Origin of the sequence: Xylophilus sp., from assembly GCA_009914555.1 — a bacterium.
Classification (GTDB): Bacteria; Pseudomonadota; Gammaproteobacteria; order Burkholderiales; family Burkholderiaceae_C; genus WNDY01.
Map to the genome: position 1 here is coordinate 1 of WNDY01000063.1, position 21528 is coordinate 21528.

Here is a 21528-nt window from a genome sequence, read left to right on the forward strand (position 1 = left end):
CGGTGTCGTCATGAGCGCGGCCCCGAACTGCCGCCTGATTGGCCGCTGGCGGATCGTCGAGGCCGATCTATGGGATCGGGATTATCTCGACCTGGTTGACCCCGCCACAATCACCATCGGGGCCAACGGGCATGGCGAAATCGCCTTCGGTGCGATGCAAGCGAGCCTCGATCTCGGCTACAGCACGTCCATGGTCTTCTTCAGATGGCGCGGAAGCGATGAAATGGACGAAGTATCGGGCGACGGTCATGCCGAGTTACTCGATGATGGCGCGATCGAGATCACGTTCGCATACGATAGCGGAGACGAGGCCGTGCTGAAGGCCAAACCAGAGACTTCTTCAACAGCCTGTTAGAGCGCCATGTGCCCTCTTGAGCGCACATAAGTCGCTCCAAGACTATAGAACAAGCATCGACCATCCCTTTGGCGGGGGGGCGATGCATTAAGGAGAAGGTTCTTGGGGAGGAGCCTGCTCCTTTTCAATTTTAAGGCAACTTAGGCCTATCTTATGGAAAAGAAACAGGAAAGCCCCGGCAAAGGCCGGGGCTTTTCTGCGTCTCAGAGCGCGTCCCAAAAAATGTGAAACGATTTTCGGGACGCGCATTAAAACTAGAAGTTAGAACGAGCTTATTCAGAAAGCCATTCTTTAACCCGATCCGGATTATCGGCAATGTACTTGTCGACAGCCTTCTCGTAAGAAGTTTCCTGCGCATCGAACATTGCAGCTTCCAGCTCATTGATTGGAATGCTCATTTTCTCAAGGAGAGACGCAACCTTCGGGTTTTCTTCCTTGAAGCCCTTACGAGCCAGAGCATCGATATGTTCTGCACCGCCAAGCGCGCCTTCTGGGTCAGCAATGTAGCGCAGCTTATACTTGCCGAACATCCAATGCGGACTCCAAGAGGTGGCGACGAACCAACCTTCCGAGCGCATTGCGCGATCAACCGTCGTCAACATTGCAGCTTCACTGGAAATATTGAGCTTGTAATCAAGGCCGTATTTTTTGATTGCTTCATCCGAAAGACGGGTCAGACCTGCACCCGGATCGATGCCCTGAATTTCACCTTTCAGCTACTCACGAACTTCAGGCTTCTTCAGATCTTCAATCGAACTGATTTCGCTTTCCGGGATGTAGTCTGGAACAATCCAGCCAAGCTTAGCACCTTCGTAAAGCGGGCCGAGATTTTCGACCTTGTCTTCCACACGCTTGTAATAATCAGCATGCGTTTCCGGCAGCCAGGCCATCATCATGGCATCGATATCGCCACGGCTTACGCCCTGATAAAGCGGGGCTACGTCGGTCTGAACCAGCTCAACCTTCTGACCAAGCTTGTCTTCGATCAGCTTGGCTGCGAGCTTGGTGACGAATTCTGCGTCAGACCAGGGAGCCGAGCCGATCTTCACCGTTTTGCGCGAAGGCTGCTCCGGCAGACAAGCTACCTGCTACCACTGCAGCAAGACCGAATTTTGTTAGCTTTCCTAACATGGCTTCTCCTTTGTGATTAACTGTCGTTCCCGTTATTATTATTTATGCTTCCTGCTTGCGGAACGCAGATGAGGATGGCTCATCTGCTGTCTTTTTCATAAAGGACAGCCTTTTGAAGAAGCCCAACAAGCCCCCGAAATTTTTTTTGCCAAAGCTCTGTGTGATACGGTCGAAGATAACGGCCAGAATGACCACCGCGAGACCGCCTTCAAATCCCTTACCGACATCAAGACGCTGAATACCAGTCAACACCGTGTTGCCGAGGCCGCCCGCTCCAATCATCGACGCGATAACGACCATTGAAAGTGACAGCATAATCGTCTGGTTCATACCCGCCATGATGGAAGGCATGGCGTTCAGAAGCTGTACCTTGAACAGCAGCTGGCGCGAGGTGCAGCCAAAAGCGAGGCCCGCTTCAACAAATTCAGCATGAACCTGACGGATGCCGAGATTGGTGAGACGCACCACAGGCGGCATGGCGAAAATGACGGTAGCAATCGTGCCTGGCACTGCGCCAAGGCCAAAAAACATTGCTGCCGGAATGAGATAAACGAAGGCAGGCATCGTCTGCATCAAGTCAAGCACCGGACAAACCACCGATGCGACAGCATCGCTGCGCGCCATTGCGATACCAAGCGGAATGCCAATCACCACTGCGATAATCGTGGAGGCAAGCACAAGTGACAGGCTCTCCATCGTGCCGCTCCACAATCCCATATGGATAATAAGAGCAAGTGCAAAAACTGTGAAAACTGCGAATTTCCAACCCACACGCCAAAGCGCAAGCAGCGTGAGAATAGCAATGCCACCGAAAGGCGGAATTGCAAGAAGAGCATTTTGAATGCCATCGGTCACAAAACCGATTGTGGCTGCGATCATATCGAGCGCAGGCGTAAAGTGATCGAGAATGTAGTTCACCACTACATCCGCCCATCCGCCGATACTAAAATTCAGATCCATGGTTTACCGTCCATTTCAGATCGAGTTACCTATGGCTGGACATTGTCCAATACGGGATCAAACCCGAATGCCTGAGAAAATATGAGCGCGCGGATCAACCCGCGCGGCAGAGTCTCAAGCAAAGCCGATTTACTGATAGCGCCGAGATAACGGTTATGCCGGTCGGCGACAGGAACAGGCCAAGGGCTTTCAGCGACACGCACCAAGAGACCGGAAAGTGGAGCATCGGCCTGTATCGCGGCCGCACCGTCCAGCTGATCGCTCTCCGCCTTAAAGCTTCCGCTTGCGAGCGCATCCCGTGTGACAACGCCACGATAAATGCGATCTCCATCACGCAAAACACCGTAAGACTTGCCACTCGCATCAAGACGTTCAAGTGCCGAAGACAATTGCGCTGAATCGAAGACGATCAACTCATCCTCGCGCGCAACATCTGCTGCCTTGAAGACGCGTGAGACATCCACATTACGGAAGAACGAGCGCACATAATCATTGGCGGGCGCAGAAACGATTTCGTTCGGCGTTCCAACCTGTACGACCTTGCCGTGCTGCATGATGCAGATACGATCGCCAATACGCATGGCTTCATCGAGATCATGGCTCACGAAGATGATCGTGCGGCTGTGTTCTGCCTGAAGACGCTTCAACTCATCCTGCATTTCCGTGCGGATCAGCGGATCAAGTGCAGAGAAAGCCTCATCCATCAGCAGAATGGTTGGTTCGCTCGCAAGTGCTCTCGCAAGTCCAACGCGCTGTTTCATGCCGCCGGATAGCTGATCAGGCATAGAGTTGGCATAAGGTTCGAGCCCAACAGCCGCTAACGCTTTGAGTGCTTTCTCGTGGCGTTCGGCCTCGCCCATTCCCGCCACTTCGAGACCGAATGAAGCGTTGTTCAAGACTGTACGGTTGGGGAGCAGAGCAAAGGACTGAAACACCATGCTCATGTCGCGGCGGCGAAGATCAATCAGCTCGCGCTTCGACATTTTAACGATATCACGGCCATCGACTTCGATGGAACCTGCCGTTGGCTCTATCAGACGATTGAGCAGTCGCAGAAGCGTCGATTTACCTGAGCCAGAAAGGCCCATGATGACGAATACTTCGCCTTCTTTAATATCGAAGGTCGCATCATCTACGCCGATTGTAGCACCAAGATCACTGTGAATCTGGGCTTTTGATTTGCCTGCACGCAATTCCTGCATTGCGCGCTCCGGATCGTCGCCAAAGACTTTAAAAACGCCGTTCAAGCTTATCTTGATCTTAGCAGGCGACTTCATACTTTCTTCCTTGTATAAAATACCATGCATTATGTTTAACCCCGCTGTGCTGGCGGGTTTAATCTCCTTTTTAACATCATTATTTCTTAATTCATGCGCGAATTGGACATGCGCAACTTGCAGGCGTTGATTGACCCGCTGAGAATGATTAGCGATTGGTGTGATGTATTTATATAGGCCATTTCCCGACATGTCCACCCACAGTGACGGATTCATCTTGGCGCAACCCGTTCCCATGATTATTTTTGATGGGTTGCACGACGAAATATGCGAGCTGATCGACAGGTCCAATTGTGAGGACTAATCAACCAGTCTGGCATTAATAGTAATCCGGGGGAAGGCTTGCACACGAGCGAGCTGCGACAAATATGCAATTAGCTGCGACATGAGACAATTTAGTATTCGCAGAATATAATTTCGCTTAATTGCAGTAAATTTGTATGATTATACTTATGCCTTATCTGGCGTCATTTGCCAGAAAAACGGGCACAGATCAAGCGATCCGCGCCCGAAATTTCAACGTGAATGAAGCGGCCTGGATTAGCGATTAACCATATATCCAACGAAGCCTGTGATACGCCAGCGATCACCGTGGCGACGGCAAAAATAAAGCGTTTGCCAGTTTAATCTGTCGTGCGTTCCATCTGCTTTTGCGATGGTCCCATCAAATTTTTTACGCGCAATAGCGACATCGCCATTGATATCAATCACATTGAGTCGCGTGGCACGGAAAACGCCGTCTGCAAGAGATTCGGCATATTCCGTTGCAGCGCTTTCCGCTGCCTGACGCAGCCATTCATCGCGATAGGCGGTAAGTGTCGGGAATGCTGAGTCCCATTTATCGGGATCGGATTCACCATGAGCATGAATGCCCAGAAAGCGCGGTTCATCAAAATCATCGGCAACCAGAGACCAGTTTTCGGTCACGAATGCCTCGATATCGCGGCGCACAAGCATTTCCCATATTTGCTCGCGATCCCTATCGCCAGCAAATGGATTGACGGCTTCTTTCACATACCCTCCTGATTACTTTAGTTTTCCGCGCGCAGCGACCGGCAGAATATCAATGACATCGTCACCGGAAATGAGATGCACTTCGTCGAAAAGATTGGATACGACACAGACGTGATCGGGAATGACCCGAACCTTGTCGCCGATTTTCAAACCGGCAAGATCGCCTTTTAGCGTGCCGTGCTCTTCGCTGAGGCCTGTTACCCGGGCTTCAGGCTTTCCGGCCAACTCGCCAAAATCTACCAGCCCGAGCGTATCGCTTGAAAGTGACTTGGAGCCGGCATCGATAATTGCGCGATCTGCAGTTGGATGGCTGACAATCGTCGAAAGTACGGTCAGCGCACAATCATTCAAAGTCGCAGCACCCTTTGCCACCTGATACCGGTCAAAATAGATATATGTACCCGGCCGGTATTCTGTAACGACGCTCTGCGTTGGCGAACGCCACATATCGGGTGTGCCACCACTTGATATCGTCTCGCACTGAATGTCATTTTCTGCGAGAAGATTGCGTGCTGTCAGAAGCCATTGTTCAGTCTGCTCAGCCTTGCCTGCAGCTGGGTAAGTCATAAGGCCACCAAATTTGAGACCCTTGCTCTGCTCAATCTGTCGCGCAAGTTCCAGCGCCTCTTCAGGTGTTTGCACACCACAGCGCCCCATGCCCGTGTCGCATTCGACCAGCACTTTGAGCGGCCGCCCCTCATTGGTAAAGCGCTTTGCCAAACCTTCAAGGCTCGTCGCATTATCGACTGTGACCGAGATCGTTATACGCTGATGAAGGGCATAAAGCCGGTCGAGCTTTTCCTTGCCTAGAATATTATAAGGCAGGAAGATATCAACAATGCCCGCATCGGCCATAACTTCCGCTTCGCCGATTTTCTGGCAAGTAATACCGGCTGCACCTGCTTCAAGCTGCCGCCGCGCGAAGAATGGCAGTTTGTGCGTTTTGATATGTGGGCGGAGTTTCACGCCAATCGCATCAGCATGGGCTTGCGCCTTGGCAATATTGGCCTGAACGCGATTAACATCAATCAGAATTGCAGGCGTATCAATCTCACGGACGTTTGTAGGCCTTGTCATTCGTCAATCTCCCAGCGGCAAGCGCGGATCATCAATCTTGAGTGTGTTCAAACTGTGCTTGATGCGTCTCAGGCTCTCAAGCACTTTCGGTCCATGAATTTCAGCTGTGGCAGTCGCAATCATGTCGAGAATTGCCATAAGTGCAAAACGTGAAGAGGTCAGCTTATAGAGATTTCCATCTTCATTGGGCTGAAACGGAATGACCGTGTTGGCAGCCTTCGCCAAATCAGACCCCGGTGCGGTGATCGCGACGGTTTCGGCACCATATTGCCGCGCCACCAGTATCGCCTCGACAACGGACCGGGCGTAGCCAGAAACTGAAAACGCGATGACTGTTGTTTCACGCGTCGCAACAGCCGCATACATGCGCTGCAATTGGCCATCCACCTGCGCCAACACCGGAATTCCAAGTCGAAAAAGGCGGTTTTGCAGTTCTGTCGCCATCATTGATGAAATGCCGCCAGAGCCTATGCAAAGAACAGAACCAGAGCTGATTATCCGTTCGGCGATCTTCATGACGATCGACATATCGAGATTATCGCTTGCGCGATGAATTGCGGCGACCGCGGCGTCAGCAACCGCAGAAGCAATGCGGGCCTCGCGGATATCACGGGCAGGCACTTCTGCTGTCAGAAATTGGCCACCAATCGCCAACGCCTGCGCGAGAAAAAACTTGAAATCACGAACACCGTCGCAACCCAAAGCACGGCAGAAGCGCGTTACCGTCGGCTCACTCACCCCTGCACGCGCTGCTGTTTCTGAGATTGCTGCCTTGGACGCATAGTCAGGATCAGACAGCACCAATGCAGCTAGTCGGCGGTCGGATTTCGACCCGTCCTGTGCTGCGGCATGAAGCCTTGTGATGATGTCTGCAACCTTGCTCATACGGGATTTACAGCGGCAAACCGCTTTCCTTATCAAAGAGATGAATATGTTCGGGCTTTGCCGTTACAGGGACTCGCTCTCCCGGTGCAAGGTGAATACGTTCGCGGAATACGGCTCGCACAGCTTCGCCAGCAATTTTCCCATAAACATGGGTTTCCGGTCCTGTTGGCTCGACCACTTCAATAGCGAGCGTCAGCCCGCCACCCTCTTTCGCAATGACGAAATTTTCTGGCCGTACACCCAATTCAACGCTGCGCCCGGCAGCAGATTTTCCGGGTATGGCGATTTCTTCACCTTCATTTGTGCGGAATTTTCCACCTTCGATCAGTTCACCCGGAATGAAGCTCATGGACGGAGAACCGATAAAGCCCGCGACAAACTTATTCGCGGGACGATCATAGAGATCGAGCGGCGCGCCAATCTGTTGAATCTTACCTTGATTCATCACAACGATACGGTCCCCCATGGTCATGGCTTCGATCTGATCGTGTGTGACATAGATGACCGTCGATTTCAGACGATGATGGAGTGCCTTAATCTCGGTGCGCATCTGAACACGCAGCTGTGCATCAAGATTGGACAGTGGCTCATCGAAAAGGAAAACCGACGGCTCACGCACAATCGCACGTCCCATGGCGACTCGCTGACGCTGACCGCCGGAAAGCTGGCGCGGATAACGATCAAGATAGGAATGCAGATTGAGGATCGACGCGGCCTTATCCACTTTGGCTGCAGTGGTTGAACCATCTTCGCCGCGAATACGCGGACCAAAGCCGATGTTTTCGCGTGCCGTCATATGCGGAAAAAGCGCATAGGACTGAAACACCATTGCGATGTTACGCCTTTGGGGCGGCAGATCATTGGCGCGTTGGCCACCAATAATCAGATCACCGCCCGAAATCGGCTCAAGCCCCGCGACCATGCGCAGAAGCGTGGATTTACCGCAGCCAGACGGGCCGACGAGCACTAGAAACTCGCCACCCTTAATATCGAGATCAACCCGATCAAGAACATTCATCTGTCCGAAAGATTTGGTAATGCCACGCAGGGAAACATTTTTCATCACTCAGTTCCCGTTTAGAATATCATCGATAAATGGACGACAGCCGGCCATAAGTCCGGCATCGACCGGTAATATTGTGCCGGTGATGCCCGATGCACTGTCGGATGCGAGGAAGGCAACCGCTTCGGCCACCTCATTAACTTTGACAATTCGTCCAAGCGGATAAAGTCGCTTGAGCTTGTCGAAAACGGCGGGATCTTTCGCGATGCGATGTTCCCAGGCTGACGTATGAATTGAACCGGGGCAAACCACATTGGCCCGTAAGCCGTTTTGCCCGTATTCAACAGCCAGCGCCCGCGCAAAAGTGTTGATTCCTGCTTTTGCAGCTGCGTAGGCAGGATTACCGAAATGTGAAAGCGCATTGACGGATGAAATGAACACGAATGTGCCATGCCCCCGCGCCGCCATTTTCTTGGCGATTGCAGTGGAAACTGCGCTTACGCCGGTCAGATTGAGATCGATTTCGCGGTTGATCGCGGCCTGATCAAGCTCCTCGAATGATTCGGAGCGCGTCCAGCCAGCATAATTGATGACGATATCAGGCACGCCATCACTTGCCATAATGTCATTTGCTGCATTTTCCAGCGCATTTGCATTTTCCAGCGCATTACGGTCCAGAAGATCAAATGCATGACGGCTGTCAAAGCCATCAGCCTGCATCACATCAATGCTTGTATCGCAGCCAATGATTCTCGCCCCACGCGATGAAAATGGCTGCACGAGCGCTGTGCCGACGCCGCCGCCTGCGCCGGTAATCAATACGGATTTTCCGGCAAATTCGCCTGAATGCTCCATTCTATTCCCCTTATACAGCACTTTTCGCGCCTGCTTATTTTAGTCAGCCTAAAAGTGAAAATGTAAGTTTGCAACAAAACTTTTTACTTGAAAGCGCAAAATTTGCCGATAATGTAAGAAAATAACAAAAATTAAGACATCTTCACATGAAGCATGGGCAAACAAGGGAACGGGAAAATGTCTATCAATAAATGGAAGGCTGGCCTTTTGGCTGGATTAAGCATTCTGGCAATTGGTTCAGCCGCGCAGGCTGGAGAAGTGCGTATGACGGTTGCGGAGTACAGCTCCAAGACCGGCCCATATTTTGAAGAAGTGAAGAAGGCTTTTGAAGCCGCAAATCCTGGCATCAAACTCAATTTCGAGGTCGTGCCGTGGGATGTTCTTCTGCAGAAACTGACCACCGATATCTCGGCAGGCACCAATGCTGATCTTTCGATCATCGGCACCCGCTGGCTGATCGACTTCGTTCAGCAGGGCATCGCCGAGCCGCTTGACGGCTATATGGACGATTCATTCAAGGGTCGTTTCATCGAAACATTCCTGTCGCCTTCGGTATTGGAAGGCAAGACATACGGCCTGCCAATCGCAGCATCTGCACGCGCTATGTATTACAACAAGGAATTGCTTGAAAAAGCAGGCGTCACCAATCCTCCTGCAAACTGGGATGAAGTCAAAGCTGCTGCAGAAAAGATCAAGGCGCTTGGCGGTGAAAACTACGGTTTCGGCCTTCAGGGCAAAGAAATCGAAACAGACGTTTATTATTATTATGCGATGTGGTCGCAGGGTGCAGAAATCCTCAACAAGGATGGAACTTCTGGCCTGAGCACTCCGGGCGCATTGGAAGCTGCAAAGCTTTACAAATCGATGATCGACGGTGGCCTCACCCAGCCGGGCGTTACGTCCTATGCGCGTGAAGATGTTCAGAACCTCTTCAAGCAGGGCAAGGTCGGCATGATGATCACTGCGCCATTCCTGTCCAACCAGATCAAGGAAGAAGCGCCAAACCTGAAATATGGTGTCACCGCAATTCCTGCTGGCCCAACGGGCGCTCGCGGCACCTATGGCGTGACTGACTCTGTCATCATGTTCCAGAACTCCAAGAACAAGGAAGAGGCCTGGAAGGTTCTCGACTTCCTGTTCCAGACCGAATGGCGTGCTAAGTTCACGCAGGGCGAAGGCTTCCTTCCTGTAAACAAGGAAGAAGCGAAGATGGATTATTACGTCAATAATGCCGATCTCGCTGCATTCACGGCTCTGCTTCCTGATGCGCGCTTTGCACCTATCATTCCGGGCTGGGAAGAAATCGCCGACATCACATCCAATGCGATGCAGAGCATCTATCTGGGTCAAGGCGAACCGGAAGCCGTTCTGAAGGAAGCTGCTGCCAAGGCAGATGCAATCCTGAAGAAGTAATCCCATCAACCCGGCGGCAGGCAAAACTCAAGACAGTTTGTGCTGTTTTGCTGCCGGTTTCCTTTTTCTCCCGTGGAATTTTTGGCCGATGCAAAATCGCACCCTGCCCTATTTTCTGATCCTGCCAAGCCTGCTGCTGGCTGCGGTGGTGTTCTTCTGGCCGGTTGTGCATCTCTTTGAGATCGCCACCCATGATGTGAACCGTTTTGGCCAATTGCGCGATTTCAACGATGGCGCAAACTTTACGGCCCTGGTCGCATCACCCGATTTTCTAAATGCATTGTGGCGAACTGCCGTCTGGACCGTGGCTGTGGTCGGTGGCGCACTTGTAGTGTCCATACCGGTTGCAATTATCCTCAATATGGATTTTTACGGTCGTTCCGTAGCGCGCGTTATCGTCATGTTGCCGTGGGCAGTTTCGCTCACGATGACAGCAATCGTCTGGCGCTGGGCGCTGAACGGCGAAAGCGGAATGCTCAATTCTGCATTGCGCAATCTAGGACTGATCGACAGTAACATCCAGTGGCTTGCCAGTGCTGCAACCGCATTTCCGATGCAAATTCTCGTCGGCATTCTGGTGACTGTGCCATTTACAACCACGATCTTCCTTGGCGGTCTGTCTTCTATCCCGGAAGACCTTTACGAAGCTTCGTCGCTTGAAGGTGCAAGCCTCTGGCAACAGTTTCGTGAAATCACGCTGCCACTGCTCAAGCCATTCGTGAATATCGCAATCGTGCTCAACACGATCTATGTGTTCAACTCCTTCCCGATCATCTGGGTGATGACACAGGGCGGACCGGCGAACTCCACCGATATTCTCGTAACTCACCTTTATAAGCTGGCGTTCCGGCTCGGAAAACTCGGTGAAGCTTCGGCGGTATCGCTGATCATGCTCGCCATCCTGCTTGTTTTCACGGCCATCTATATCCGGCTATCCATGCGGAGCGAACGCGCATGACCGCATCAAAAATTAAACGTACATTCATCGCCTGGATCATCTTAGCACCTTTGATCGTGCTGACACTGTTTCCTTTTGCGGTCATGTTCCTGACAGCAGTGAAACCGCCGCAAGAAGTTCTGTCTCCAACGTGGTGGCCAAGTGAATTCCGCTGGGCAAACTTCTCCGAAATGTGGGTGCGAACCGGCTTCGGCACGGCTCTTCTCAACTCTTTCTACGTCTCGGTCATTGCTTCCATCGGTGCAATCATTGTGTCGATCCCAGCAGCTTATGCCATGTCGCGCTTCCATTTTGCGGGGCATGGCGCATTCCGCCAGTTCCTGCTTGTTTCGCAGATGATTTCGCCAATCGTGCTGGTGCTCGGACTTTTCCGGTTGCTTGCAGCTTATGGATTAATTGAAAGCGTTACCGCCGTTGGCGCCATTTATATGGCCTTCAATATCGCCTTCACAGTGTGGATGCTGCAGAGTTATTTCGACACGATCCCGAAAGATCTCGAAGAAGCCTCATGGATGGAAGGGGCTGGCCGCTTCAAGATGCTGGTCAAAGTGTTCTTGCCGCTCTGTCTGCCTGCTATCGCTGTTACAGCGATTTTCACCTTCATCAATGCATGGAACGAGTTCGTCGTCGCGCTCACTATGCTGCGCAGTCAGGGAAGTTACACTCTCCCTATCCAGGTCTTCTCGCTGGTTGCAGGCCGCTACACGGTTGAATGGCACTACGTCATGGCCGCTACTCTCGTAGCCACTCTGCCGGTCGCAATCCTCTTCATATGGCTGCAGCGTTACCTGATCAAAGGTCTGGCGCTCGGAGCTGTAAAATAAACGGAGTCATCATGTCAAAGAAACAGGCTTTCGGTGCGTCCCATGTACCGCTCTCCCCTGCTGTGCGCGCTGGCGACACAGTCTACATTTCCGGTCAGGTGCCAATGGGCGCTGACGGCAAGATCGTAGAAGGCAATATCGAAGCCCAGACCAAGCAGGTTCTTGAGAACATCAAAGCAGCACTGGCCCTCGCCGGAGCAAGCATGGAAGACGTCGTCAAAACGACGATCTGGCTTGAAGATGCACGCGATTTTGGACGTATGAATGCGGTTTATGCGACTTACTTCCCGAAAGATCCTCCGGCACGCACCACGGTCGAATCCCGTCTGATGATCGACATCAAGATCGAGATTGAAGCCATCGCCTACGCACCGCAAAAATAGCCCGGGCAAACCATATGCGCATTTTCACAGCGTCGCTTGCAACTGAAACCAACACATTTTCGCCCGTACCAACCGACCGAGCGTCGTTTGAAATGGCTTTTTATGCTGCACCCGGAAAACATCCGGACACGCCGACGCTGTGTTCATCGCCTATCGTCGCTCTGCGCAAGCGTGCAGCAGCTGAAGGCTTAACTGTCATTGAAGGCACTGCCACATGGGCCGAGCCGGGCGGTTTGCTTCAGAAGCAAGCTTTTGAAGAACTGCGCGATGAAATTCTGGATCAGCTCAAAGCAGCGACGCCTGTCGATGCAGTGGTCCTTGGTCTTCATGGCGCTATGGTTGCGCAAGGCTACGATGACTGCGAAGGTGACCTGCTTGAACGCATCCGAGCAATCGTCGGACCGGATATACTTGTTGCCAGCGAGTTTTATCCACATAGCCATTTGACGCAAAAGCGGGTCGAAAACCTCAATATTTACGCTGCATTCCTCGAATTTCCGCACACGGATTTTTATGAGCGCGGCGAACACGTCGTATCTCTGGCTCTGGATACCCTCAAGGGCAAGATCAAACCTGTTATTTCGACATTTGATTGCCGGATGATCGGCGTTTTCCCGACCAGCAAGGAGCCGATGCGGAGCTTTATAGATCGTATCAAAGACCTGCATGGCAAGGACGGCATTCTATCCGTTTCAGTTATTCATGGATTTATGGCAGCCGACGTCCCCGAAATGGGGACACGGATACTCGTCGTCACCGACAATGATGCAGCCAAGGGGCAAGCATTAGCCGAGAAACTTGGCCGTGAGCTTATCGCCATGCGCGAGCAAACGCCGATGACCATGTATCACGTTGACGAAGGCATTGATCGCGCAATCGCTGCCCATGCAGCTCAGCCATCTAAGCCTGCTGTCATCGCTGATGTGTGGGATAATCCCGGCGGTGGTGTTGCGGGAGACGGCACCTATATTCTGCGACGCTTGATCGAACGCGGCATTCAGAAAGCCGCCGTTGCAACAATCTGGGATACGTTGGCGGTCACGTTCTGCCATGCTGCTGGCGAAGGCGCCGTCATCAATCTGCGCATTGGTGGCAAATCCGGCCCGCAGGCGGGCGAACCCATTGATGCGCGCGTCACTGTGATGAAAGTGTTGCAGGAAGGGTGGCAGAGTTTTGGACTCAGCCGCGTAACACTCGGTCCTTCGGCAGTCGTCCGCATTCTTGGAACTGAGATAGACATCATTCTCAACACCAATCGCACGCAGACATTTGAGCCGGATATCTTTTCAAATTGCGGCATAGAGCCGATGCAGAAAGACATTCTGGTTGTGAAATCGACCAATCATTTTCATGCAGGCTTCGCGCCGATTGCCGCAGAAATTATCTATGTCGATGCGCCGAGTTCCTACCCGGTCAATCCGCGTGTGACCGACTACCAGAAAATGACACGGCCAATTTGGCCGCGGGTCGAAAACCCATGGTGAAAAAAGAAAAGCGCGGGAATTTCCCGCGCTTTTCTTTTGTTTTTTCGCATTATCCGTCGCATCGCAGCAGGATTAGAAATCAGTCCAGTGGACTGATTTCCCTGCGTAGACGCTTCGCACTTTCGCTGGAAGTGCTCTAATCAATGTGCCAGAAACGTAGAGATGAATGGCACATAAGTTACCAGTGCCAGCAGGATGAACAGCGCCAGATACATGCTGAATGCCTGACGGGTAAAGTCGCCCACTCTGACCTTGGCAATATTACAGACCATCAGCATCACCGTGCCGACTGGCGGTGTCAGCGTTCCAATCGAGAGGTTGACGATGACGACGATCCCAAAATGTACCGGATCAATGCCCAGAGCCTTCACGGTTGGCATCAACAACGGCACAAGAACAATCATCAGTGCCGTGCCTTCAATCAACGCGCCAAGGATCAACAGGATCACATTGACTGCGAGCAGGAATGCATAAGGATTGCTGGTGAAGGAGGAAATCAGCTGCATCAGCGACTGACCGGCCTGTTCAAGCGAAAATACCCATGCAAGTGCTGAAGACGCCATGATAACGAGCATGACGGACGCTGTTGATTTTGCGGTTTCGATAAGCGAATCCACCACATGCGACACGCGCATTTCGCGATAGATCACAAAGCCGATAATCAGAACCAGCGTGACAGCAACAGCACCGGCTTCTGTCGGCGTGAAGATGTTCATGCGGATACCGCCGATAATCGCAAACAGCAGCAGGACCGCAGGCCATGCAGATGCAAGCGTTGATGCAACTTCGGCACCGCTCATGCGCTTTTCGCGACTTGGCTTGTAACCGCGTTTAACCGAGGTAATGTAAGCTGCAATCATCAGAATGGCAGCGCCAAGAATACCGGGCACAACGCCAGCCATAAACATTTTGCCGATGCATACGTCTGCAATCAAGCCATAGATGATGAGTGCAATACCTGGAGGAATGATAGGCGTAATCAGTGAGCCTGCGGCCGTCACCGCGCATGAAAACGCCTTGTCATAACCACGCTTGACCATTTCCGGCACCATCATGCGCGTGAGCATGGCGCTATCGGCAAGATTGGAAGCACTCACACCGCCCATCAGAGTGGAAACCATGATGTTGGTGAGCGCCATACCGCCGCGCATACGACCAACCAGAATGTCGGCAACCTTGATCAGACGCTCGGCGATACCTGTGTGCGCCATCACAGTACCAAGCATGATGAAGAATGGAATCGCCAAAAGCGACGTATTCTGTGCCGGGCTGATGAAACGCTGTACGGCGATTGCAATCGGCATCTGGTTGAAGAAGATAAAATAGGTGAAGACCGCAATCAGAATGGCCACATAAAGGCGCATGTTGAGCGCGATCAGTGCCAGCATGATGAGAACGATGGTGGTCAGGTTCATGCCTTGCCTCCCGCAAAAGCGGCGCGCAAGGTTTTGAAAGCGCCAGCGAACATGTAAAGGGCGATAATCACGAAGCCAACTGGCACCGCGATATCGATCCAGAAATAGGAAACACGAAGCACATCAGTCACTTTGAACTGTGCTGCAACCGACAGCTTATAACCGGCATAAGATACATAGAGCAGAAACAGGCCGGAGAAGATTCCGATGATCGCATTGACGACGTCGCGGACCTTGTCCGAGAACATGTCCACCAGCATCGGGATTGCGAGGTGCTGGTTGGTACGCTCAGCCGCGACGCTGCCGAGCATGACAATCCAGATCATCAACAGACCGGCCATTTCTTCAGTCCATTGCAGCGGCTGATGCATCCGGTAGCGCAAAACAACGGCTGCATTGAACATCGCCAGCAGCACGAACAGCGGCGCTGCGGCCAGCCAGTCGATCAGTTTTTCAAAATATTTCATCGGAATAATTCCATGACGGAGCCATGCCACAGCGAGGGTCACGACCCAATCTGCAGCATGGCAATATCCGGATTGAAGGGGATTAGTTCAATTCAGCCTGGATCTGTTCATAAAGACCGTCAGACCATTCCGGGAACTGCGAGTAGACTTTCTCGGCCTTAGCCTTGAACGGAGCGCGGTCGACTTCGATCACTTCGACGCCGGCTTCCTTCATCTTCTCGATCATCTCGTTGTCTTTTTCGATCGTCAGCTTTTGGCTGTAGAGACCGGCATCATATGCGGACTCATGGATCATCTTGAGCTGCTCTTCAGGCAGCGTCGAGAAGAAAGCTTCACCACCGACGATCAGAGCCACGTTAGTCAGATAACCGACTTTGCTCAGATACTTGGCTTCTTCCTGAAACTTCTGGCCATAGAGGACCGAAATCGGATTTTCGACACCATCGATCACACCCTGCGCAAGCGCCGGGAAGGTTTCACCCAGTGGCATTGGTGTCGGTGTTGCGCCCATGGCTTCAAAGGTCTTGATCTGCATGACGTTGTTCGGCACGCGGATCTTCATGCCCTTAAGGTCTTCCGGCGTGCGGATCGGCTTCTTGGAAATGATCTGGCGAATACCGTAGAGGTAGTTTGGCATTACGATGTGAATGCTCTTTTTCTTCAGCTCTTCGCTCTTTCCTTTGAACCAATCGCCGTCATAAACTTTGAAAAGTTGTGCCGGATCATCGGTCAGGAACGGGCCATAAAGCACGCCGAGGTCCGGGTCATATTCGGCCAGAAAGCCAACGTCGGAAATCGTCACGACATTGAGGCCCATCATGGCCTGCTCTGTCACATCCTTCTTGGAGCCGAGCTGCGAGCTTGGATAAAGCTCCAGCGTGATTTCGCCATTGCTGCGCTTGGCGAGATCGTCTTTCCAGTAATGCATCACCTCATCAAAAGGCTCGCCCGGGTTGTTTTCATAGGCAACTTTGATCGACACATTGGCAGCATAGGCTGCCATGCTTCCTGCCAGCAACATGCCAGCGGCGATCATGCCGGTAACGAGTTTCTTCATGATATTTCTCCCTTTTGGGGTCTTCAAACAATGGCCACGTGGCCGGTTTCCTCCACTAGCGCCCAGTGCCGTCCTTCCCGGCACGGAGCATTTGCTTCGATTCAGTTCGTTCAATGATGATTTTCAGAACGTTGCGGTCGCCATCCCAATAGGGCAGCGCCTGTTCTGCTTCCTCAAAAGGAAACACTTTCGAGATAAGCAGGTCTGCATCGCATCCGAGCTTTTCGAGATGCGCAATGACAGCCTCAAAATCGGTGAACGTCGCATTGCGCGAACCCATGATGTCGAGTTCTTTGAGATTGAAGAACTGGGTCTGATAGGTCACTGGCGACTTGGAATAGCCGACATAGACCACACGACCAGCAAAGCCTGCGAGGTCAACCGCCTGTGTGAAAGTGATCGGCAGACCGACGGCTTCAAAGGCGATATCAACACCGTCGTCATTGGTGAGTTCCTGCACGGACGCCACCACGCCTTCACCACCCGGCAGAGCGTGCGTAGCGCCAAACTTCAGCGCCAGTTCACGCTTTTCAGCACTCGGATCAATGGCGATAACCTTGGCAACACGCGCAACCGCACCAATCAGCACACTCATGCCGATCATGCCACAGCCAAGCACCGCAACCATGTCACCAGCCTGAACGCGGCCACGTTCGACCGCATGGAAACCAACCGAAAGCGGCTCGACTAATGCGAGATGACGTGGTGCCAGCGTATCATTCAGGATCAGTTTTTGGCTGGCAGCACGATCTGTTCTGCCAGTCCGCCATTCTGTTGCACGCCGAGCGTTTTGTTGTAGCGACAGGCGTTCAGACGCCCTTTGCGACAAGATGAACACTGACCGCAATTGGTGTAAGGCAGCACGATAACCCGTTTGCCCTTGGCATAGGCAGCACTCACGCCCTCACCCGCCTCGATGATTTCGCCGCCGATTTCATGGCTAGGAATGCGTGGTAGTTCCACCAGCGGATTAAGCCCCTTGAACGTATTCAGATCGCTGCCGCAAAGCCCCACATGCTTGACGCTCACCCGGACATGGCCAGGCAACAGTGGCGCTTCCGTAATTTCAGCAAAACGAGTTACGTTCTCGCTCTCGATACGCAGAGCTTTGACCATCAGAATATTCCGGTCATTTTTATTGCATGAGGCAGATCAGGTTACGGCGCCAACCTGCCACGGTACGAATTCGTTATCGCCATAGTCGTAGATTTCACTCAGCGTCTGCTCACCGGAAGCCACCGCGATAATGTGCTCGAAAATGCGCGTGCCGGACTCTTCAATGGTTTCATCGCCGGTGACGATGCCACCGCAATTGAAGTCCATGTCTTCCTTCATGTGTTCGTACATTTCGGAATTGGTCGCGATCTTGATGCAGGGCGCAGGCTTGAAACCCGACACCGATCCGCGTCCTGTCGTAAAGCAGATGACGTTACAACCGCCCGCCACCTGTCCAGTCACGGCAACCGGGTCGTAGCCCGGCGTATCCATGAAAGTGAAACCCTGTTCGGTTACGGTTTCAGCAAATTCATAGACAGCCTTGAGAGGCATTGAGCCGCCCTTGGCAACAGCACCCAGCGACTTTTCAAGAATAGTGGTCAGGCCACCGAGCTTGTTTCCATGCGATGGATTATTGTTCAGCTCGTCGCCGTTGCGGGCCGTATAATCGCGCCACCAGTCGATGCGCTGAAGCAGCTTTTCCGCAACAGCAGGCGTGATTGTGCGGCGTGTCAGAAGGTGTTCCGCGCCATAGATTTCCGGTGTTTCTGAAAGAACGGTCGTGCCGCCATTGCGCACGATCAGATCAGATGCATAGCCCAGAGCCGGGTTTGCTGAAATACCTGAATAGCCGTCAGAACCACCGCATTCGAGTGCCACCTTGAGCTTCGACAAAGGCTGTGGTGTGCGCTTGGCGGAATTCACCAGCGGCAGCATTTCCTTGATCTCGGCAATTGCATGATCGATTGTCTTGCGCGTACCGCCATGCTGCTGGATCGTCATGGTGCGCAGGCGTGTACCCTCTTCCATGCGATAATGTTCCATGATCGGCGCGATCTGGTTGGTTTCGCAGCCAAGACCGATCAGCAGAATGCCACCGAAATTCGGGTGCTTGGCATAGCCTTGAATGGTGCGGGTCAGCAGACGATAGCCTTCCGACTTGGTGTTCAGCGCACAGCCGCTGCCATGCGTGAGTGCCACCACACCATCAACGTTTTCAAAACCATCCAGACCACCCATGCGGTTGAAGTAATCCGCAATGTAGCGAGACACGGTCGCAGAGCAATTTACCGATGAAATGACACCGATATAGTTGCGCGTACCGACGCCACCGAAACCGCGATCATAGCCCATGAACTGTCGGCGCTCCGCTTCCGGCAGCATACCGCGTTCTTCAATATCGACCGAAAACTGATGTTCATGCTCGGATGGCAGCATTGCGAGATTGTGCAGATGCACATGCTCACCCACCGCAATATCCTGAATGGCAACACCAATCACCTACCCATATTTATGGACTTCTTTACCGGCCGCGATATCGCGCAGAGCCACCTTGTGACCGCGCCCGATCAGATCTCGCGCGATAACGTCACCAAGTCCGATCAGATCGCCTGCGCGAACCGAAATACGCGCAACCGCCACGTCATCGGACGGATGCAAAAGGATTACCGGCGTCACAGCCGAAACAGCCTTGTCGTTCATTTTTCTGACCTCACTCCCAAGATCGCAACAGCGTTAAACATGAGCCCAACTATCTGGGCTCGTTCTCCATCCATCGCTGCTTTGATGTATCCAGATGCGTTCGCATCGCTGCCTGCGCCAGAAGCGGATCCCTCGCCTCCAGTGCAGCATAAATCTTCTCATGCTCTGCCAAAGCATATGTCCATGTTTCGGCATTCTCATATCGGGTACGCATTTGCGCGGTCAGCGGACTATGCCGCTCGTCAAACAAATCACGCACAATGCGGGCAACAACCGAATTGCCCGATTGCTCGGCAATGATCAGATGAAACTGGCGATCCAGTTCAATCGGCTTACGTTCCGCTTCAATCTGCAGCCGCATCGCGTCGAGATTGCCGCGCAGGCGTTCCAGCGCTTCCGTGTTGATCTGGCTGCAAGCCATGATGACGGCACTGCCTTCGATCAGCGGGCGCGCCTGCATGATTTCGAGCGGGCTTTCGCCAATCGAACCGCCTTGTGCTGGAAGCCGTGTTTCCTCAGCTGCAACATAAATGCCAGATCCCATGCGGATTTCGACATTGCCTGCAATTTCAAGCGCAATCAGTGCTTCACGTAAGGAAGGGCGCGACACGCCCAGCTGATGCGCAAGTTCGCGCTCGGCAGGAAGTCTGCTTCCTGCCGGAAAATGGCCTTCGCGGATCAGCAGTCTGACCCGGTCGGCAATCTGTTGGTAAAGCCTCCGCGGTTCCACGGAGCCAATATGCTCGCTCATGCTCTCTCCCAAATTGGCCTTACCATATTTTGAAGCTACAAAAAGTGCTATATGGCCTATTCTATTGTTATTATTACATATTGGCTAATTCGTCAGTTTTGTCGCACCTTGTTTTAGATGACTTTTAAAGAGTGGCTTGACCAATTTTACCCACTGGCATAGCTATTTCAGAACAATTCAAGGGAGGAATACATGACCGCGCAGCCCTCGATTCTACAGTTTGGAACGAGCCGTTTTCTGCTCGGACATGCGGATTTCTTCATTTCGGAAGCACTGGATAAAGGTGACGCGATCGGCACAATTGCCATTGTTCAGACCACATCCAACCCTGAAAGCGCACGCCGTATTGCAGCGTTGAACAGTGGAGAAGGCTATCCGGTCATCATTCGCGGATTGCGTGACGGCAAGCCCGTTGATGAAAAACATCAGGCAAAAAGCGTGAGTGCCGCCTATTCCGCTCACACCGACTGGCAAGCCATACGCGCCCTGAGCGCAAAGGTTCAGGTGATCCTGTCCAATACTGGCGACAAAGGTTTTGAGCTGGATGCTGCTGACGATGTTTCCCTGCTAAGCGAAATCGACCGCCTTCCTAAAAACTTTCCCGCCAAACTGCTTGTGCTGTTGCATCATCGCTGGCAGATCAATCCAGATGCGCCGCTGTCGATTTTCCCGTGCGAGCTGATCTCGCGCAATGGCGACAAGCTGCGCTCGATCGTGCTTGGTCTCGCAGAAAACTGGAGCTTGCCGAAAGCTTTCACGCGATGGATCGAAAGCAATTGTGTTTTTGCCAACAGCCTCGTTGATCGCATCGTATCAGAACCGATTGATCCAGTCGGTGCAATTGCCGAGCCCTATGCGATCTGGGCCATTGAACAGACGGACGGGCTCACGCTTCCCTGCACGCATCCCGACATCGTCGTGACGGACAATCTTGCGCTTTATGAGCGCCTAAAACTCTATCTGCTTAACCTCGGTCACACTTTCATTGCCGAGCAATGGCTGAACGGTAATCGTCCGAAGGACGAAATCGTGCTGGAAGCAATGAATGACGAAACGATCCGAAATGAACTTGAAGCGCTTTGGCGTGAAGAAGTTCTGCCGGTTTTTGCCGCTGATGGTCTGGGCGAACAGGCTGAAGCCTATGTTATTACCGTTCACGAGCGCTTCCTAGCAGGCTGTTGAAGAAGTCTCTGGTTTGGCCTTCAGCACGGCCTCGTCTCCGCTATCGTATGCGAACGTGATCTCGATCGCGCCATCATCGAGTAACTCGGCATGACCGTCGCCCGATACTTCGTCCATTTCATCGCTTCCGCGCCATCTGAAGAAGACCATGGACGTGCTGTAGCCGAGATCGAGGCTCGCTTGCATCGCACCGAAGGCGATTTCGCCATGCCCGTTGGCCCCGATGGTGATTGTGGCGGGGTCAACCAGGTCGAGATAATCCCGATCCCATAGATCGGCCTCGACGATCCGCCAGCGGCCAATCAGGCGGCAGTTCGGGGCCGCGCTCATGACGACACCG

21 protein-coding genes and 2 pseudogenes are annotated in these 21528 nt (G+C 52.7%); 7 read left to right on the forward strand and 16 right to left on the reverse strand.

The features are described from left to right. The coding region (locus GAK38_RS19945) for a hypothetical protein (RefSeq protein WP_325346697.1) at window positions 1-355 on the forward strand (355 nt) is incomplete at its 5' end. Between the two features lie 272 nt (window positions 356-627). Here the strand turns inward: GAK38_RS19945 and GAK38_RS19950 are convergent. From GAK38_RS19950 to GAK38_RS19985, 8 genes and pseudogenes are all read right to left on the reverse strand, one after another. Beyond that, a pseudogene (locus GAK38_RS19950) lies at window positions 628-1404 on the reverse strand (glycine betaine ABC transporter substrate-binding protein). Window positions 1405-1528: 124 nt separating this feature from the next. Continuing rightward, window positions 1529-2446, reverse strand: coding sequence for an ABC transporter permease (locus tag GAK38_RS19955; protein ID WP_325346698.1), 918 nt, complete (start codon window positions 2444-2446; stop codon window positions 1529-1531). A 29-nt stretch (window positions 2447-2475) separates the two neighbouring features. After that, a complete protein-coding gene (proV, locus tag GAK38_RS19960; protein WP_325346699.1) occupies window positions 2476-4014 on the reverse strand; it encodes a glycine betaine/L-proline ABC transporter ATP-binding protein ProV in 1539 nt (512 codons plus the stop codon). A 249-nt stretch (window positions 4015-4263) separates the two neighbouring features. Beyond that, window positions 4264-4737: a hypothetical protein gene (locus GAK38_RS19965; protein WP_325346700.1), complete on the reverse strand. Its 474-nt coding sequence runs from the start codon at window positions 4735-4737 to the stop codon at window positions 4264-4266. Between the two features lie 12 nt (window positions 4738-4749). Continuing rightward, window positions 4750-5814 (reverse strand): D-TA family PLP-dependent enzyme, encoded by a 1065-nt coding sequence (locus tag GAK38_RS19970; protein ID WP_325346701.1) that lies wholly within the window; start codon window positions 5812-5814, stop codon window positions 4750-4752. Between the two features lie 3 nt (window positions 5815-5817). Next, window positions 5818-6699 (reverse strand): MurR/RpiR family transcriptional regulator, encoded by an 882-nt coding sequence (locus GAK38_RS19975; protein WP_325346702.1) that lies wholly within the window; start codon window positions 6697-6699, stop codon window positions 5818-5820. Window positions 6700-6706: 7 nt separating this feature from the next. Next, window positions 6707-7762, reverse strand: a complete 1056-nt coding sequence (locus GAK38_RS19980; RefSeq protein ID WP_325346703.1) for an ABC transporter ATP-binding protein — start codon at window positions 7760-7762, stop codon at window positions 6707-6709. 3 nt (window positions 7763-7765) lie between these two features. Continuing rightward, window positions 7766-8557: an SDR family oxidoreductase gene (locus GAK38_RS19985; protein ID WP_325346704.1), complete on the reverse strand. Its 792-nt coding sequence runs from the start codon at window positions 8555-8557 to the stop codon at window positions 7766-7768. Between the two features lie 177 nt (window positions 8558-8734). Here GAK38_RS19985 and GAK38_RS19990 point away from each other — a divergent pair, with 177 nt between their 5' ends. The 5 genes from GAK38_RS19990 to GAK38_RS20010 all read left to right on the forward strand — a co-directional run bounded on the left by GAK38_RS19990 (window position 8735) and on the right by GAK38_RS20010 (window position 13619). Further along, window positions 8735-9970, forward strand: coding sequence for an ABC transporter substrate-binding protein (locus tag GAK38_RS19990; RefSeq protein WP_443089251.1), 1236 nt, complete (start codon window positions 8735-8737; stop codon window positions 9968-9970). 88 nt (window positions 9971-10058) lie between these two features. Further along, the gene (locus GAK38_RS19995) at window positions 10059-10928 is read left to right on the forward strand and encodes a carbohydrate ABC transporter permease (protein WP_325346706.1); all 870 of its coding nucleotides are present in this window, start codon (window positions 10059-10061) and stop codon (window positions 10926-10928) included. After that, complete coding sequence (locus GAK38_RS20000) at window positions 10925-11752, forward strand: carbohydrate ABC transporter permease (RefSeq protein WP_325346707.1); 828 nt, start codon at window positions 10925-10927, stop codon at window positions 11750-11752. The genes GAK38_RS19995 and GAK38_RS20000 overlap by 4 nt, the downstream gene beginning before the upstream one ends. An 11-nt stretch (window positions 11753-11763) precedes the next feature. Continuing rightward, on the forward strand, window positions 11764-12135 hold the full coding sequence (locus tag GAK38_RS20005) for a RidA family protein (RefSeq protein WP_007879591.1): 372 nt from the start codon (window positions 11764-11766) through the stop codon (window positions 12133-12135). Between the two features lie 14 nt (window positions 12136-12149). After that, on the forward strand, window positions 12150-13619 hold the full coding sequence (locus GAK38_RS20010; RefSeq protein WP_325346708.1) for a M81 family metallopeptidase: 1470 nt from the start codon (window positions 12150-12152) through the stop codon (window positions 13617-13619). Between the two features lie 140 nt (window positions 13620-13759). On the opposite strand, the gene GAK38_RS20015 is transcribed toward GAK38_RS20010, so the two are convergent. From GAK38_RS20015 to GAK38_RS20045, 7 genes and pseudogenes are all read right to left on the reverse strand, one after another. Further along, window positions 13760-15034, reverse strand: a complete 1275-nt coding sequence (locus GAK38_RS20015; RefSeq protein WP_325346709.1) for a TRAP transporter large permease — start codon at window positions 15032-15034, stop codon at window positions 13760-13762. Beyond that, window positions 15031-15543 carry a TRAP transporter small permease gene (locus GAK38_RS20020; RefSeq protein ID WP_325346710.1) on the reverse strand — a complete coding sequence of 171 codons (513 nt, stop codon included), beginning with the start codon at window positions 15541-15543 and terminating at the stop codon, window positions 15031-15033. The genes GAK38_RS20015 and GAK38_RS20020 overlap by 4 nt, the downstream gene beginning before the upstream one ends. 40 nt (window positions 15544-15583) lie before the next feature. Beyond that, a complete protein-coding gene (locus GAK38_RS20025) occupies window positions 15584-16558 on the reverse strand; it encodes a C4-dicarboxylate TRAP transporter substrate-binding protein (protein ID WP_325346711.1) in 975 nt (324 codons plus the stop codon). Window positions 16559-16613: 55 nt separating this feature from the next. Continuing rightward, window positions 16614-17396 carry a zinc-binding dehydrogenase gene (locus GAK38_RS20030; protein ID WP_325346712.1) on the reverse strand — a complete coding sequence of 261 codons (783 nt, stop codon included), beginning with the start codon at window positions 17394-17396 and terminating at the stop codon, window positions 16614-16616. After that, a complete protein-coding gene (locus GAK38_RS20035) occupies window positions 17285-17674 on the reverse strand; it encodes an alcohol dehydrogenase catalytic domain-containing protein (protein ID WP_325346713.1) in 390 nt (129 codons plus the stop codon). The genes GAK38_RS20030 and GAK38_RS20035 overlap by 112 nt, the downstream gene beginning before the upstream one ends. 36 nt (window positions 17675-17710) lie before the next feature. Further along, window positions 17711-19255: pseudogene (locus GAK38_RS20040) on the reverse strand (UxaA family hydrolase). Between the two features lie 49 nt (window positions 19256-19304). Further along, window positions 19305-20006 carry a FadR/GntR family transcriptional regulator gene (locus tag GAK38_RS20045; protein ID WP_325346714.1) on the reverse strand — a complete coding sequence of 234 codons (702 nt, stop codon included), beginning with the start codon at window positions 20004-20006 and terminating at the stop codon, window positions 19305-19307. A 192-nt stretch (window positions 20007-20198) separates the two neighbouring features. Here GAK38_RS20045 and GAK38_RS20050 point away from each other — a divergent pair, with 192 nt between their 5' ends. Continuing rightward, window positions 20199-21188 (forward strand): mannitol dehydrogenase family protein, encoded by a 990-nt coding sequence (locus tag GAK38_RS20050; protein WP_325346715.1) that lies wholly within the window; start codon window positions 20199-20201, stop codon window positions 21186-21188. On the opposite strand, the gene GAK38_RS20055 is transcribed toward GAK38_RS20050, so the two are convergent. After that, window positions 21174-21528, reverse strand: a 355-nt coding sequence (locus GAK38_RS20055) for a hypothetical protein (protein ID WP_325346697.1), incomplete at its 5' end; no start/stop codon positions are given. The two genes, GAK38_RS20050 and GAK38_RS20055, sit on opposite strands and share 15 nt — an antisense overlap.